At 71.7% G+C, this 15,751-nt stretch carries 10 protein-coding genes; all 10 read right to left on the bottom strand.

What is annotated here, in order from left to right:
• Positions 1–3: 3 nt before the first annotated feature.
• The 10 genes from OG738_RS23160 to OG738_RS23115 all read right to left on the bottom strand — a co-directional run bounded on the left by OG738_RS23160 (position 4) and on the right by OG738_RS23115 (position 15,519).
• Positions 4–456, bottom strand: coding sequence for an acyl-CoA thioesterase (locus OG738_RS23160; RefSeq protein WP_329044034.1), 453 nt, complete (start codon positions 454–456; stop codon positions 4–6).
• Positions 453–6,290 (bottom strand): type I polyketide synthase, encoded by a 5,838-nt coding sequence (locus OG738_RS23155; protein WP_329044032.1) that lies wholly within the window; start codon positions 6,288–6,290, stop codon positions 453–455. The genes OG738_RS23160 and OG738_RS23155 overlap by 4 nt, the downstream gene beginning before the upstream one ends.
• Before the next feature lie 153 nt (positions 6,291–6,443).
• The gene (locus tag OG738_RS23150) at positions 6,444–7,238 is read right to left on the bottom strand and encodes a TIGR03084 family metal-binding protein (RefSeq protein ID WP_329044030.1); all 795 of its coding nucleotides are present in this window, start codon (positions 7,236–7,238) and stop codon (positions 6,444–6,446) included.
• A 27-nt stretch (positions 7,239–7,265) separates the two neighbouring features.
• Positions 7,266–8,918, bottom strand: coding sequence for a GMC family oxidoreductase (locus OG738_RS23145; protein ID WP_329044028.1), 1,653 nt, complete (start codon positions 8,916–8,918; stop codon positions 7,266–7,268).
• Positions 8,915–9,472: a DUF5987 family protein gene (locus OG738_RS23140; RefSeq protein ID WP_329044026.1), complete on the bottom strand. Its 558-nt coding sequence runs from the start codon at positions 9,470–9,472 to the stop codon at positions 8,915–8,917. Before OG738_RS23140 ends, OG738_RS23145 begins: the two co-directional genes overlap by 4 nt.
• Positions 9,473–9,525: 53 nt before the next feature.
• Entirely contained in the window at positions 9,526–10,524 is a 999-nt protein-coding gene (locus tag OG738_RS23135; RefSeq protein WP_329044025.1) for an enediyne biosynthesis protein, read from the bottom strand.
• Positions 10,525–10,528: 4 nt separating this feature from the next.
• A complete protein-coding gene (locus OG738_RS23130) occupies positions 10,529–12,502 on the bottom strand; it encodes a CRTAC1 family protein (RefSeq protein WP_329044024.1) in 1,974 nt (657 codons plus the stop codon).
• Positions 12,499–13,482, bottom strand: a complete 984-nt coding sequence (locus OG738_RS23125; RefSeq protein ID WP_329044021.1) for a DUF1702 family protein — start codon at positions 13,480–13,482, stop codon at positions 12,499–12,501. Before OG738_RS23125 ends, OG738_RS23130 begins: the two co-directional genes overlap by 4 nt.
• A gap of 111 nt (positions 13,483–13,593) precedes the next feature.
• Entirely contained in the window at positions 13,594–14,589 is a 996-nt protein-coding gene (locus tag OG738_RS23120) for a DUF1702 family protein (protein WP_329044020.1), read from the bottom strand.
• 30 nt (positions 14,590–14,619) lie between these two features.
• Positions 14,620–15,519 (bottom strand): helix-turn-helix transcriptional regulator, encoded by a 900-nt coding sequence (locus OG738_RS23115; protein ID WP_329044018.1) that lies wholly within the window; start codon positions 15,517–15,519, stop codon positions 14,620–14,622.
• Positions 15,520–15,751: the final 232 nt, after the last annotated feature.

Genomic DNA, 15,751 nt, shown 5'->3' with positions numbered 1-15,751 from the left:
TGTTCACGCTCCCTTGCCGTTGAGCGCCGACGCCGTCGCGTACGGGGCCAGCGCCTCCAGCAGCGCCTCCGGCACCCGCACCGGCACCGTGGCCGAGTTCGGCCCGCGCATGCACGCGATCCGCTGCCGGCCGCGGGCGACCAGCCGCTCGCCGTCCGGGTGCAGGTGGACGTAGTCGAAGGTGAACTGCAGCTGCGTCTGGGTCAGTTCCTCCAGGCGCATCCGGATGGACAGCTCGTCGAACCCGGTGATCTCGGCGAAGAACTCGCACTCCACCTTGAGCGTGTAGAGCTTCAGGTCGCCGCGGATGTCCTCCAGCACGGCCGGGGCCCGCTCGACGAGGAACATCTCGCGGCAGCGCCCCTGCCACCGGACGTAGTTGACGTAGTAGACGTTGCCCACCATGTTGGTCTCTTCGAAGCCGACCGTGTGGCGGAGCTCGTAGTAGCCGGTCATGCTCGGTTCCCCTCTGCGTGGAGGACAGCGAAGACCACCGGGTCCGGGCGGTCGTCGATGGTGGTCGACCAGGTGGCGATCAGGGCTCCGCCGCTGGCGAGCAGGGCCCACCCGTCGGCCTCGACCCGGCGCACGGTGATCGCCTGGGTCATCTCGCCGGTCTTGCGCACGCACTCCAGCGCGCTCCAGACCCGCGTGTTGGCCACCGCGACCGGCTCGCCGGTGTCCGCGGCCAGCAACCGGCCGACGGCGACGAGCTCTTCGCCGAGCAGCCCGGCCCAGTCCTCGTCGGTCCGCTCGATCGCGGTCTCGATGTCGCACGTGACCAGCCCGGTGCCGGTGATGGCCAGGGTCAGCTGCGCCGTGTGCGACGCGGTGACCTCGACCCCGTCGAGCTCCGGCTTGCCGTCCGGGCGGTACCGGATCTCGACCGGCCGGTCGAGGGTGCGGCCCGCGGCCAGCGCGGTCTGGGCCCGCCGTTCGGCGATCCCTTCGCACGGCCGGTCCGCCGGGTCCGGCTCGAGGACGACGGCCCGCGTGCCGCCGAGCAGCCGCTCGCACGCCCGCTCGAGGTAGGAGCCGAGCATCGACGGGACCCACGGGCCCGCGCCCTCGTTCTTGCGGACCGCCCGCAGCATCAGGCCTTCCCAGCGTTCGACGAGCTTGCCGTCCGGGTTCCGGACGTCGAGGTCGTAGACGAAGCTGTCGCCGTCCTGGGACCGCTCGCGGGCGTCGAGCAGGACGTACTCGTCGTGCTGCTCGCCCGGCGCGGCCAGGTAGAGCTTCTCGATGCTCTGCGGCAGCAGGGTCGCGTTCGGCACGCAGCACTGGATCGCGTGCATCATCGCGTCCCGGGTGCCCGGGTCGGCCAGGAGCCGTTCCTGCGGCAGGAAGGGCGCGAACCACGACACGTTCGCGGTGGTCGAGATCTCCGCGACGGCGTGCCGGGCACTGGCCCGCCGGTAACCGACGACGCGCTGGAACCGCTTGCCCTGGAACAGGACCGAGCCGTAGAGCTCGCGGATCGGGTCCACCGGCACCGCCGGCAGCGCGACGTCCCGCGGCGCGGCCTCGCCGAGCACCTCCGGCCGGACGTAGTTCAGCCGGGCCCGGAAGTGGTCGGCGCTGAAGCCGGTCTCCTCGCTGCGGACCACGACGTCGACGGTGTCGGCGTCCCGGGCCAGCGCGGCCAGCCGGATGGTGGTCGACTTGCCCGGCGAGACGATGATCGGCCGCAGGAACTCGACGCCTTCGAGCACCGGGGTGCCGCCGCGCCCGAGCGTGGCGGACGCGACCTGGGTCATCGCCTCCATGCCCAGCACGGCCGGGAAGAGCAGCTGGCCGTCGAGCAGGTGGTCGGCCAGGTACGGGTCGCTGCCCGCGGACAGCTCCGCCTCGGTGATCAGCTCGACCCCGGGGTAGTGCACGACCGTCCGGTCGATGAACCGGGTCAGCGGCAGCTCGCGCCGCTGGATCGGCAGCGTGGGCAGGCCGTTCATCCGGCCGCAGACCACCAGCACCGGCGGGGTGCCCGGGTCGGAGAGCAGCCGGCGCAGGATCGCGATGCCGTCGTCGAGCGGGATCGGCGTGATGCCGTCGCGCATCAGGGCGCTCACGACGCCGAGCTTCTCGCCCATGCCGGTGCCGGACCAGACCGACCACTCCAGCGCGAACACGCGGGCCTGCGGGTGTTCGCGGCCGAAGCGCAGCGTCGCCTCGGTCATCCAGTCGTTCGCCGTCGAGTAGTGCGCCTCGCCGCGCAGGCCGGCGCGCCCGATGATGCTGCCGAAGGTGATCAGCAGCTTGATGCGGTCCTGGTCGACCGCGTTCAGCACGGCGTTCAGGCCGCCGATCTTCGGCGCGAGGGTCTTGCGGAAGGTGTCCTCGGTCAGGCTGAACAACGCGGCCGGCTCGTTGCGGCCCGCGCCGTGCAGGACCGCGGTGACCGGCCCGAGGGCGGCCTCCATCCGGGCGACGGCTTCGGCGACCTGCGCGGCGTTGGTGACGTCGGCCCGCTCGTAGCGGTGGAGGATGCCCGCCGCCTCCATGCGGTCGAGGTTCTCCGCCAGCTCGGTGTCCTGCTCGGGGTCGCTGCGCCCGAGGAGCGCGAGCTTCGCGCCGGAGTCCTTCGCCATCGCCAGCGCGCTTTCCGCGGTGATGCCCTTGCCGCCGCCGGTGACCAGCAGGACGTCGGTGCGGTCCAGACTCTCGCGGACCGGCCCGGACGGCGCGGCCGGGAGGCTGACCAGCTTCGGCACCGAACGGCCGCCCTGGGCGTCGTACCGGGCTTCGATGAAGTCGTTGGTCGCCGCCACTTCGGCGACCACGGCCGCCACCGCCGTGTCGATCGCTTCGGGCTCGGCCGGGACCGGGTCCGCGAGGTCGACGATCGTGGTCTTGGCCGACGGGTCCTCCAGCCGCAGCGTCTTCGCCAGGCCGGAAGCGCCGAAGCCGTGGTGCACCACGACGAACCGCGTGCCGTTGGGCGCGGCCATGACCGCGCGGCCCGCGTCGAGGAACAGCCCGACGTGGCTCGCGTCGCAGTCGGCGGGCAGGCACAGCAGGACGCCGTCCCCGGCGCCGCTGCGGGCGAGCGCGGCCCGCAGCGGCTCGGCGAGCGGGTGCCGCGGCGTGGCGAAGGCCTGCCACTGCCCGGTGCCGGCGCCCGCCGCGAGGTCCGCGACCGGCCGGGCCGCCGGCAGGTACTCGACCGCGAACGGCCGGACCCACGGCCCGATGCCGGGTGCTTCGCCCTTGCCCGCGGTGTCCGCGGGCTTGGCCGTCTGCGCCAGCTCGTCGATCATCTCGGCGAGGTCGCCGAGGCAGACGGTCGCGAAGTTCGGCATGCCTTCGAGCGCGGGCCGGCCCAGCGCCCGGGTGACGTCGTTGACCAGCTGCCCCACCGTGATCGACGACAGGTGCAGGTCGTCGAGCGGGTGCGTGTCGGCGGTGACCGTCTCCAGCGGCAGCTCGACGCGCTCGGCCGCGAGCTTGCGCAGCAGGTCGAGGGTGGTGCTGCCGGCGTCGGCGGTCCCGGCCTCCGCGGCCGCGGAGGCGTCGGTCGCCTGCGCGGCGGCGAGCTCGGCGGCGAGGTCGGCGTCGATCGCCGGAGCCGCCTCGCACGGGCTGGCCAGGAACTTGAAGACCCCGTCGGCCGGCAGCGCGCGCACCACCCGGCCGGCGAAGAGCTGCTCCGGGTCGACCGGCGCACCCAGTGCGAACGCCGCGCCGAGCACCCGCAGCACACCGGCGAGCGAGCCGTTGTCCGTGTCGAGCGCGAGCACCGGCGTACCCGGTGCGATCTCCTCGAACAGCCCGGTGAGCACCCGGCCGGGGCCGACCTCGACCACCAGGTCACTGCGCTCGGCGACCTTCGCCGCCGCTTCGCGGAACCGGACCGGCAGCACGATCTGCTCGCGCAGCAGCTCCGGCAGGTTCTCCGAGGCGTGCAGGACGTCGCCGGTCACCGTGGAGACCACCGGCCGCTCGAGCCGCGCGAAGGTGAATCCGCCGAGCTGCTCGGTCATCGCGACCGCCGCGGGCTCGACCACCGGGGAGTGGAACGCGTGCGACACCTTGATCCGGGCCGCGCCGACTCCCTGGGCCTTCGCCTGGGCGACCACGCGGTCGACCGCGGCGGCCGGTCCGGAGATCACCGTCTGCTGGGGCGAGTTGTAGCCGGCGATGACGACGTCCGAACCCAGGCCGAGCTCTTCGGTCCGGCTGGGCGACGCGGCGATGCCCGCCATCGCGCCGATGCCGGGACCGACCTCGGTCGCCATCACCCGGCCGCGGATCTTCGCGAGCTTCAGCACGTCCCGCTCGCCCAGCGCGCCCGCCCAGTGCAGTGCGGTGAGCTCGCCGAGGCTGTGCCCGGTCGCGGTGCTCGCTTCGATGCCGAACGAGCGCAGGACGCGCAGGCCGGCGAGCGATCCGGTGACGATCCTCGGCTGCGCCACCTCGGTGGCGACCTGGTCGCCGGCCACCGGCAACGCCGCCGCGTCGTGGATGTCGCGGGCGGTGGCGAACCTGCGGCGCAGCGCGCTCTCCCCGCCCCGCCCGGAACCCTGGCCGGGGAAGAGGAACCCGATCTTCGGCGCGGTGGGCCGCGTGCTCGCGAAGATCCCGTCCGCGCCCTCGAACACGGAGTCGCTGCCCTCGAGCAGCTCGAGCAGCCGGGTCAGCTTCCGCTCGGCCTGCTCGGGGTTCGCCGCGACGACCGCGGCCCGCACCGGCTTGCCCGACAGCTCGGCGGCCAGTGCGCCGGCCAGGTCGGTCAGCTCGGCGAACGACAGCTTCGGCACGATCTCGAGCAGCGCGGCGAGCCGGCCGCGGAGCCCGGCGACGTCGTCGGCGTCGAACAGCAGCAGTTCGGCGTCCTGGCGGCCGGCGACCAGCGCGCGGGAGCGTTCGTCGAGCTCGCCGCGCCGGGCCGCGTCCGGTGCCTCAGCCACCGTGATGTGCGAGTTGATGCCGCCGAAGCCCATGGCGGACACCCCGGCGCGCACGGGCTGCTCGGGCGGCCACAGGCCGGCCTCTCGCGGCACGTACATCCGGGCGGAGTCGCCGACCAGCGACTCGTGCGGGTCGAAGTGCCCGGTGGCCGGCGGGATCACCTGGTGGTACACCGCGAGCGTCGCCTTGATCAGCCCGGCGACGCCGGCCGCGGCCTTGGTGTGCCCGATGTTGCCCTTGATCGTGGACAACGCGGCCGGCTTGGCCAGCGGGTCCGCTTCGCGGCGGGCGGTGGAGAGCGCTTCGATCTCGGTGGCGTCACCGAGCGCGGTGCCGGTGCCGTGGCCCTCGAAGTAGGACACGGTCTCGACGCCGTAGCCGGCGCGGGTGTAGGCGCGCTTCAGGGCGAGCTGGTGCCCCGCCGCCTCCGGCCGCGTGATCCCGCCCTTGCCGTCGGAGGAGATGCCCCAGCCGGTCACGGAGGCGTAGATCCGCTTGCCCTGCTCGATCGCGTCGCTTTCGCGCATCAGCACGAGCATGCCCGAGCCCTCACCGGGCCAGAAGCCGTTCGAATCGGCGTCGTAGACCTTCATCTCGCGCTTGGCGAGCGCACCGGTCTTCGCGAAGCCGATCACCTCGAACGGGTCGATGGACAGGTCCACCCCGCCGGCGACGGCGACGTCGAGGTCGCCCTGCGCCAGCGCGTTCGACGCGCTCACCACGGACAGCAGCGAAGAGGAGCACGCACCGTCGACGGTGTAGCCGCCACCGGCGAAGTCGAAGTGGTTGCAGACCCGGCCGGCGATGGTGTTCGCCAGGCCGCCGGCGAGGGTGTCCTCGTTGATCTCCGGGAACGGCTCCTTGTACTGGCCCTCCAGCTCGCGCAGGAAGTCCGCCGTCTCCTCGTCGCCCCAGCCGCGCTGGGCCAGCGCCGCGGCGACCGTGCGCCGGACGTAGGGCCAGCGCAGCCGCAGGACGTTGGCGCGGGAGAACTCGCCGGTCAGGCTGTTGCCGATGACGACGCCGGTCGCCGTCTTCGGCGCGCCATCGCCCTCGGGGAACCCGGCGTCGGCCAGCGCCTGCTGGGCGACGTCCAGGGCGAGCCAGTGCGTCGTGTCGGTGGCCCGGAACGTGCTGCCGGCCACCTTGTGGGCGACGCGGTCGAACTCGTAGTCGCGCAGCACCGCCGCCTTCTGCGCGTAGAACCGGTCCGGCGCCTTGGGATCGGGCGAATAGTAGTCCGCCCGGTTCATCCGCTCGTCGGGCAGCGTCCGGAACGCCCGGCGGCCGGCCAGCACGTTCTCCCAAAGCTCCTCCGGGGAACCTGCGTCCGGGTACCGGAGACCGATACCCACGATCGAAATCCGCTCACCGCTCATGCCACCGCACTCCCACTGGCTTTTGTGCCCCAGTAACCGATCCGTTCCAGCATGTCGCGGCCGGCCGGTCTCGTCTTCTCTCTCCATGCCCGCGGCCACCGAGGCCGCACGCTGCGACAAATCGTGTTCACTCCACAGTGGACAGATTTGCGCTCAGTCGCCGAACTGGCCCGCCCGCCGGCCGTCGCCCGCCGGACCCCGGTACGCCTGCGCGATGTCCAGCCACCGATCGGCCAGCGCACCCTCGGCCCGCAGGCCGAGGTCGTCGCGGTGCCGGCGGCGGGTGACCAGCAGGCAGAAGTCCTCCGCGCCGCCGGTGATCCGTTCGGGCGAGTCCTCGGGCCCGAAGGTCCACAGCTCGCCCGACGGCCCGGTGATCTCGAACCGGAAGTCGGTGTCCGGCGGCGTCAGCTGGTGCGCTTCGTAGCCGAAGTCCCGGACGCGGACGGCGAAGCCCACGAGGTGGCGCAGCCGCCCGGTGCGCACCCGGCGCACGCCGAGCGCGTCGGCGATGTCCTGGCCGTGCCCGAACAGCTCCATCATCCCGGCGCACGCGAGCACGTACGGCGGCAGCGGCCGCACCAGCCACGGCACGAGCTGGTCGCCCGGCACCGCGGCGAGCGCCTTGATCGCGGTGTCGCGATCGGCCCGCCACTTCGTCAGCAGCACTTCCGCCGGGTCGTGTTCGAACTCCTTCAGCGCCGCGTCGACGGCGACGTCGAGGCCGCCGGTGAGCGACTTCGTCATGGCGACGAAGACCTCCGGCTGGGCCGCGGCCAGGCCGGCGATGCGCAGGATGAAGGTGAGGTGGGCGATCTGCTCGCGGACCCGCCAGCCCGGTGCGGGCGTGGGCGTCTCCCATTCCGCTTCGGTGAGGCCGGCCACGAGCGCGTCGACCTCGGCGGCCTCCGCGGTCAGGTCGGCGAGCACCGCTGTCGTGTCAGTCACTTTGTCCCGTCCTCTCGTCCGGCCGGCTCAGCTGCCCGCCACCAGGTCCAGCTTCGAAACGGCCCGACGGCCGGTGATCGACCCGTCGGGCGCCGGGGCGCCGTACCGGACGTCGACCCCGCGCTCGTTCAGCGCGCGGACGATGCCCGGGACGGCCCGCTCGGCCAGCGCCGCGATCGTCATGGCGGGGTTCACCGTCAGGGCGCCGGGCACCGACGCGCTGTCGGTGACGAAGATCCCCGCGTGGTCCCGCAGTTCGTGACTGGGGTGCAGCGCGGAGGTCTCCGGGTCGTCCCCGATGCGGCAGGAGGCCAGCGGGTGCACGGTGTACGCGCCGACGACGTCGTTGGTCCACGGCGAGACCTTCGCCAGGCCGTCCTTCTCGATGATCGCCTTGCAGTCCGCGTCCGCCAGCGCCCAGCCGCGCCGGGTGTTCGCCGTCGGCTCGTAGCGCAGCGGCCCGCGGCCGAGCATCTGCTGCGAGATGCGGTAGGCGTTGCCGGTGGGCGGCGGGGTGCCGAAGACGCCTTCGTTGTCGTCCTCGGTCATCAGGAAGATGGTGAGCCAGTTGGCCCACTGCTTGAGGATTTCCTTCTTCTCCGCGCCGAACCACCGCGGCTCTTCGCCGCCGGGCGCCTGCGCGAGGATGGTGCCGAGCCCGGGCGGGAAGTACAGCTGCTCCAGCGAGTACCGCTCGTACTCGGGCAGGGAACCGTCGAGCTTGTCCCAGTTCGCCACCGTCGGGCCCTTGCCGATGTGGTTGGCCGCGTACACCGCACCGTCCTCACGGGACAGTCCGAGCACCTCGCGCACGCGGTCCTCGTCGATGATCGCGGTGTTCAGCCGTTCGCCGTTGCCGGAGAAGTACCGGCCGACGCCGTGCGGCATCTTGCCCAGCGCGGATTCGGAGCGCTGCAGGATGACCGGCGTCGCGCCGGCGCCCGCGGCGATGATGACGACCTTCGCCTCGATCACGCCGGATCCGTTGTGGATGCGGTAGTCCACCTCGTCGATCAGGTCGAAGTGGACCCGGTAGCCGCCGTCCTCCGTGCGCTCGAGCCGTTCCACCTCGTGCAGCGGCCGGATCTGCGCACCGTGCGCCAGCGCGGCGGGCAGGTAGTTCGTCAGCATCGAGCGCTTCGCGTCGAACCGGCAGCCCGCCATCTGGAAGTTGCAGTTGGTGCACCGGTCGTTGTCCACCGCCACCGGCGCCGGGTTCGCCGTGCGCCCTGAGTGGTTGCAGGCCGCGGCCCACAGCCCGCCCGCGTAGGAGACGTCGGTCCAGTCCTGCTTGGACACCGGGATCGACTCGTCGACCCGGTCGTACCACGGTTCCAGGGAGTCCCGGCTGATCTCGGCCGGCCACATGCGGCGGCCGATGCTGCCGTGGCGGTCGAAGACGAACTTCGGCGCCCGCGGCATCGCGGCGAAGTACACCACGCTCCCGCCGCCGACGCAGTTGCCGCCGAGCACGCTCATCCCGTCGCCGGCGACGAAGTCGAACACCCGCGTGTAGGACGACCCGAGCAGGTAGTCGTGCTCGAAGTCGTCCGCGGCCAGCCACGGCCCGCGCTCGAGCACGACCACCTTGGCGCCGCCCGCGGCGAGGTGGTAGGCCGGGATCGACCCGCCGAAGCCGCTGCCGACGATGACGACGTCGGTCTTCTCGATCGCGCTCATGCGGGACTCCCCGAAGGTGTGGTGTCGGGATGCAGTTCGGCCAGCTTGCGGCCGTAGGAGAACTTGGGGAACCGCCACAGGCCGTCGGCGTCCGGCAGCCGGTAGCCCAGCGCGAGCAGGCCCGGGTGCCCGGCCGCCAGCGCCTCGGCGGTGTGCCGGTGCGGGGCGGTGTCGTAGGCCATGTTGCAGAACAGCGCCAGGCTGACCCAGCCCTCCTTCTCCGGGTGCCCCGGCTTCGTCAGCCGGGTCACCAGGGCCCGCCGGTGCTCGTACGGCAACGCGACGAACGGCGGGAGGTCGAGGTCCAGCTCCAGCTCGACCTCCCCCGCGTACGCCTTCGCGTGGTCGTTGAGCGACTGCACCAGGTACGGCAGGCCGGCGGTGACGCCGGTAGCGTCGTGGTTCAGCAGATCCAGCGCACCCGCCTCCACCGCACCGGGGCCCGGGGCGGCACCCGCCACCGAGCGGTCCTCCGGGAACCGCTTCTCGCCCGGCACGATCGTGTCGGCGTACGCCTCCAGGGTCAGCACCTGGACTTCCTCTTCGCCGGCCACCGGCCTACCTCCTGACTGTCCGAAGTGGAGCGCCGTCACCCGGCGCTCCGGGTTCACGCCGCGAGCGGCTTCTCGTCGCCGGCCTGGGCGGGCGGTGCCACGGCGAGCGTCGCCTTCTGCGCGGCCTGCTCGGCCTCGAACTTGATCCGCGCCTGGTTCGAGAAGTGCAGGCCCCACAGGAACAGCCCGCGGATCAGGCACACGCTCGCGGTGGCGAAGAACAGCCCGTAGGCGATGTGCGAGGCGGTGAAGAACCCGTACATCAGCGCGACCCCCGCCCCGAAGGCGAACTGCGAGAACGGCTTCGACGGCGATGTGCCCGGGTCGGTCACCATGTAGTTCGTGTAGAGCACGAACGCGATCCCAGTGCCCATCGCCAGCGCCCCGGGGATGGCTGTACCGAACAGCGCCCCGCGCAGGAACGCCTGGACGACGAAGAACGACAGCCAGCCCGCGATCAGCCACATCCGCCCGGTCAGCAGCGAGTTGAGCACCGTGCCCGAGATCAGGATGACCGCGACGATCAGCCAGCCGACCCAGGTGTCGACCTTCTCCGAGAAGTGGTACGGCGGCGTCATGTTGACCCACGGGAACACCAGCAGCATGATCGTGATGCCGAAGTTCGACGGGTTCATGTAGTGCCGCATCCGGCCGTACACCGGCGCCTGCAGCACCCACTTGGCGCCGACCGCGACGACGACCCCGAAGATCATCGCCCAGACGTGGTCGTTGACGTAGGTCAGCATGTTCAGCGCCAGGCCGCTGATGTGCGCCGGGAACAGGAACTCCACCAGTCCCCGGAACCCGTTGCCGCGGAAGCGGACCGGCCGCTTGGTGACCTTCGCGTTGATGATCTCCAGCAGGATCTCCGTGGTGTACGCGGTCCCCACGGCGAGGAAGGGGTACAGCCACGGCTGCTCGAAACCGAGCACGGTGTAGCCGAGGATGTTGAAGATCGTGATCGAGATGGCGAAGCGGCGCAGGGCCGTGATGACCTTGTTGGTCCGCTTCGGCGGGGCACTGTCCACTTTGGTCGTTATGGGCGTCGCCATGACGTCACATCTCTTCCTTCGCCTGGGTACCGAGCTGGAACGTGTGGCAGCCCGGCGCGAGCTTCAGGTCCTGGGTGCGCAGCTGCCCGGTGCGGTCCCGCCACTGCAGGTGCACCGCCAGCGGACCGGCGACGTTCTCGCCGAGGCCGATCTGGACGTCGAAGCTGCGGCGGCCGGAGTGCCCGCTGCTGCCGTCGACGCGGCCCACGTACTTCTTGCCGTCCGCGGTGGTCACGGTGGCCTCGGCGCCGATCGCCGGCGAGCCGGCCGACGGCAGCGGCCCCGGCGCCACGGGGGCATCGGTGCTCAGCTTCAGCTGCAGGAACTTGCCCGTCTTCGGGCTGTCGTTGTGGTAGAAGACCGGCTGCTCCCACTGCCGCGCGACGGCGAACTCGGGCAGGCCGTCACCGTCCGCGTCGCCGACGCCGATGCCGCGGGTGGGCACCGGGACGGCCAGGCCGAGCTTCGGCGCGAGGTCGACGTAGGTGCCGTCCGAGCGCTTCACGAAGAAGTGCAGCGTCTGGTCACCGGCGAGGTCGTCCCCGGGCCGGGCGTTGGGCCACCAGAACGGGTTGGACGTCATGCCGTCGTTGGCCACGGCCAGCTCCTGCAGCTGCGGCCAGCGGTTGACCTGGCCCTTGATGAACCCGGTCGCCTGCGCGATCTGGACGTCACCGCTGTTGTTGAAGTCCTCGATCTTCGGGTCCCAGCCCCAGCCGGACCACGCCGTCCCGGTTTGTCCGCTTTCGTCGTGGAACGGGGCCACGCCGGCCTGCAGCTGCTTGCGCAGGTCCGCGGTGTCCTTGGCGGTGTTGACGAACTGGAGGTTCGACTCCTCGACACCCCACGACGTCGTGATGTTGCTGACGAAGATGTCGTAGAGCCCGTCGTGGTTGAAGTCGCCGAAGTCGACGCCCATGCCCTTGAAGGAGTCGTTGCCGAGCACCTTCGACTTCGGGTCGGTGATCCCGCGGACGCCGGTGACCTCGCCGAAGGCGACGTGACCCGGCGTGGACTTGTTGTAGAGCAGGTGGTCGTGCCCGAAGTCGTTGGCGATGTAGAGCTCGGGCAGGCCGTCGGCGTCGATGTCGGTGGCGCTCGCGCCCAGCGTCCAGCCGGACCGGTCGTCCGGCGGGATCGCGTCCGAAGCGTCCGCGAAGGTCGCGGTCGGGTGCGCCCCCGCGGTGCCGCCGGTCCAGCGGTAGATGTACTTGCCGCCGCCGTTCTTCGCGTGCGACATCGACTGGTTCATCGTGATGCCGCCGTCGGCATTCGGGTCGAGGACCCGGCTGTCCGGGAAGTAGTTGCCGACGAAGACGTCGACATGACCGTCGCCGTCGAAGTCGCCGATGGTGGCCGCGTTGCTGTTCCACAGCGGGCCGTTGTACTTGCCGTCCGGGCCACGCTTGTTGCCCGGCACGAGCTCGACCGGCTCGTAGGCCGACGCATCAAGCTTGGTGGCGCCGGCCTTCTGCAGGAACAGGATTGGCGTGCGGCCCCAGTAGTAGACCAGAAGGTCCATCCGGCCGTCTTGGTTGAAGTCGCCGGGGACACAGCCCATCGGGGCCATGTAGTCCCACGTCGGCAGTGGGGCCGGGTCGAGCGCGAACGGGGCGTAGCGCTCCTGCCCCTTGCCCGGCGTCGGGGTCACGACGACCTGGTCGCTGCGCGGGTCGACCAGGCAGATGTCGTTGGCCAGGCCGTCGCCGTCGAGGTCGTTCATCGCGATCGCGGCGCCGGTCGAGGACATCCACGCCGAGATGTGCTCGTACTGCTTGTTCAGCGTGCGGACGTTCTGCGACTTCGCCGCCGCCGGCAACGCGATCGTCATCGGGGTGAAATGGAACTTGGCGGCCAGCTGGTCCTGCTCGGCAGCCGAGACGCTCGGGAGGCGCGCGACGAAGAACAGCGTCAGCACCAACGCGATCGCCACGAGGCCGGCCAGCTGCCGGCGCAGCCAGCGCAAGGTCGCGGTCATGGGTTCACTCCTCCATGGGTCAGCACTTCGCCGGCGATCCGCTGCCGCCAGGTTTCGAACGCCGGGAGCTCGCCGTCGACGACCTCCGTCGGCCACACCTCCCGGGTGATCGCCGCGGCGCGCTCGGCGGACAGGCCGCAGAGCGCGCGGGTGGCGACCTCGGTCTCGGGGATCAGCAGCCCCGCGGTCACCCGGGCGTCGGCCGCGAAGGCACTGCCCTGGGCGAGCTGCCCTCGGTGCTCGCCCGCGCGCCGGGCGAGCTCGGTCAGCTCGTCCTCCCGCACGCCGCACGCGTAGGTCGACGCCAGGCCGACCCCGGCGTAGAGGTCACCGTGGCGGGCCGGGTCGAACCCGGCGATCGTCCTGGTCACCAGGTCGACGTCCGTGCCGCAGACGAACCACAGCGCGCGGCCGATGCCCTGGTCCATCGCTCGCAGCGCGTAGGCGCTGTGCGCCGGCGAGGGCCACGGGAAGCTGCGGTCCTGGTATTGCTGCCGCACGTACTTCTCGGTCTTGAAGTACGCCTGGTGGAAGCCGTAGCCGTCGAGGACGAGCCAGCGCAGCAGCGGGTCGAACCGCTCCGCCTTCGGCCAGGCGAACCGCGGCAGCCGCGCCATCGCCCAGCCGACGCCGACCAGGATGATGTAGTGCTGCGTGGTCCCGGCCGGGCCGGCGAGGAAGTCCTCGATGTGCCGCCGGTCGCCGAACGGCAGGCCGTCGAGCATCGCGTAACCCATTCCCGCGCCTTCGTAGGCGAATCCGCGGAACTGCGGCGGAATTCGGCCCAGCCATTCCTCGCACTGCGCGGGCGTGCGGGCTTCCACGGCGTGCGCGTAACCGAGCAGGAAGTTCTGGCCCACCGTTTCCAGCAAGTCCTGAGCCTGCGGGCTCTTCTTGTGGAAACCACGCTTGTCCAGGGACGTCTCGGAGACGTCCGGTGTCAGGATCCGGCGCCTCAGCGCGCGCCAACCGTCGCCCAACGCACTTCCCCCTCACGGGTCACGGATTTGTGTTCAGTGCTGCGTCCACGGTCACAGATTTCGTACCGGGTGCTCTACTCCACGTTTGCCACCGGGCCGGACGACGGTGTTTCAGCCCACCGCGCGATAGCGGCCGGAGCGGAATTCCGCCCGGATCGCGGCGCGCCAGTGCTCGTACCGCGGGAGCGGGCCGCCGTCGCCGTCCACGGCCTCGGTCCGGTCGGAGATGTCCTGCAGCGCCTGCACCGACAGGCTGGTGAGCACGCCGGCGGCGAGGTGGGTGTGCGCGGGCACGTACCCCGCGTACGTCCGGCCCTTCACCGCGAACACCACGCCCAGTGCGAGCTGGTCGTAGTACTCCCCGGCCGCCTTGCGCACCTTCGTCAGCCCGAGCTGGTCGCTGCCGCCGGCGAACGTCGAGGCCAGCCCGACGCCGCTCCACAGGTCCGCCCGCCGGTGCTCGGCGAAGCGCCCGACCGCGGCGGCCACCGCCTCCGGGTTCCCGCCGTGGATGAACCACAGCGCCCGGCCGACCCCCTGGTCGAACGCCCGCCCGAAGTACTCGGGGTGCCCGTCCCACGGGTAGGGCACCGGGTCGGCCTGCCGTTCGACCCACTTCTCGGTGTCGAAGTAGGCGCGGTCGAAGCCGTAGCCGTCGACGGCGAGCCAGCTCATCACGGGGTGGTAGGGCTCCCCGGTCAGCTCGGGCAGCACGTTCCGCCACAGTGGACGCGGCAGCCGCGCCATCGCGAAGCCGATGCCGATGTAGGTCAGGAAGATGTGCGGGCGCGCCGGCCCTTCCAGCAGCAGGCGGGTGCGGTCGCGGCCGCCGCCCGGCAGGGCGTCGAGGATGGTGTACCCCATCGTCGCGCCCTCGTAGGCGAACCCGCGCTGCTCGGGTTCGACGAGCGCGAGGCGCCGCTCGATCTCCCACAGCGACGCGCCCTCGATGGCCCATTCGAACCCGCACACGACCGCCTGCGGCACCGCCTCCAGCCGGGCCGTCGCGTCGGTGTGGGTGACGGGGAAGCCGCGCTCGGCGAACCCCACCGAAGCCAGCGACGGGGCGAGGAAGCGCTTGCGGAGGACTCCGATCAAGGTGGACATCGTCCTGGTCGTCCTTTGCTCGTCGGTGGATCAGGCGGCGTGCAGGTGCGGCCGCTGCGCGGAGAGCATCCGCTGGGTGAACGGGGACTGCTTCGAAGCCAGCGTGACCGCGATCGGTGCGTCGGTCGCGGCCGGCACGCGCAGGGCGACCCGGCCGGCGGACCGGCCGAACGGCGACACCTGCACCGTCGTGTAGCCGATCGAGAGCGACGGCTCGTCCGCGCTCGTCCGGTGCTGCGCGACCGCGATCGCGGTCCACCGCCCGGCGGGCACGCCGTGCAGGGTCAGCTCCCCCGACTTCATGCCGGCCATGCCGCTGAAGGCGACCGGGCCGCACTGGGGCACCGGGTCGGCGAAGAGCCCGACCAGGGTGTCCGCCGGCGCCGAGCCCGGCAGGTCGAGCTGCATCGACAGGACACCAGGGCCCGGCTGCAGCGAAGCGCAGTTGCGGCCGGCCTCGCGCAGCTTCCGCAGCGGGGGAATCCGTTGCAGCGTCGGCGAGATCGCCACGAGCAGCTCGGCGACCTGCGGCTCCCGGTACTGCGTCGGCGTCATCCCGACCGCGCGCGAGAACCGGCTGGTGAACGTGCCCACGCTGCTGTAGCCGACGCTGCACACGATGTCGGAGACGTTCAGCGACGTCGTCAGCAGCAGCCGTTTCGCCTCGAAGAGGCGCACCGCGGTCAGGAACCGGCCGGGCGTGACACCGGTGGCGTCGGCGAACATGCGGGAGAAGTGGAACCGGCTGATGAACACCTCGGACGCCAGGTCGGCGAGCGTGATCGACTCGAAGTACCGGTCCCGGATCGACGTGATCGCCTGCAGCACGGCGGGCCGGATCGATCTCTCCACGCGATCCAGCGCCGGCTCCCGCGGCGGATCGTCGAGCTTGCTGTCGTATCCGGCAGCCGCGACAGAGTGCAACATCATCAGTCCAACCTCGAATTCCCCTGATGGCGGTTCTCCTGGTGCCAGGGAAGACGCCGGAACTGGGGGATCGATGGACGAGCGATCGAGGACTCCGGGGCGTGGCCTCCGCCGTTCGTGGGACACCCGGTCGAGCGCGGGTGGTTCGCCCGGCCCCTCCGTGCGGAACGCCCGGGTGCGCCGTGCGCGACGCCCGCCGAAGTGATCGGGGGCGGGTCCCGCGGGGCGGGCCCTT

Origin of the sequence: Amycolatopsis sp. NBC_01488 (genome assembly GCF_036227105.1) — a bacterium.
Classification (GTDB): Bacteria; Actinomycetota; Actinomycetes; order Mycobacteriales; family Pseudonocardiaceae; genus Amycolatopsis.
The sequence above is the reverse complement of the archived record's forward strand: the minus strand, read 5'-3'. Positions and strand labels throughout refer to the sequence as shown.

Excerpts from the sequence above, each read along its gene's own strand:
- OG738_RS23160 (WP_329044034.1), bottom strand. The coding sequence starts at position 456 with ATGACCGGCTACTACGAGCTCCGCCACACGGTCGGCTTCGAAGAGACC.
- OG738_RS23155 (WP_329044032.1), bottom strand. The coding sequence starts at position 6,290 with ATGAGCGGTGAGCGGATTTCGATCGTGGGTATCGGTCTCCGGTACCCG.
- OG738_RS23145 (WP_329044028.1), bottom strand. The coding sequence starts at position 8,918 with ATGAGCGCGATCGAGAAGACCGACGTCGTCATCGTCGGCAGCGGCTTC.
- OG738_RS23135 (WP_329044025.1), bottom strand. The coding sequence starts at position 10,524 with ATGGCGACGCCCATAACGACCAAAGTGGACAGTGCCCCGCCGAAGCGG.
- OG738_RS23130 (WP_329044024.1), bottom strand. The coding sequence starts at position 12,502 with ATGACCGCGACCTTGCGCTGGCTGCGCCGGCAGCTGGCCGGCCTCGTG.
- OG738_RS23120 (WP_329044020.1), bottom strand. The coding sequence starts at position 14,589 with ATGTCCACCTTGATCGGAGTCCTCCGCAAGCGCTTCCTCGCCCCGTCG.
- OG738_RS23115 (WP_329044018.1), bottom strand. The coding sequence starts at position 15,519 with ATGATGTTGCACTCTGTCGCGGCTGCCGGATACGACAGCAAGCTCGAC.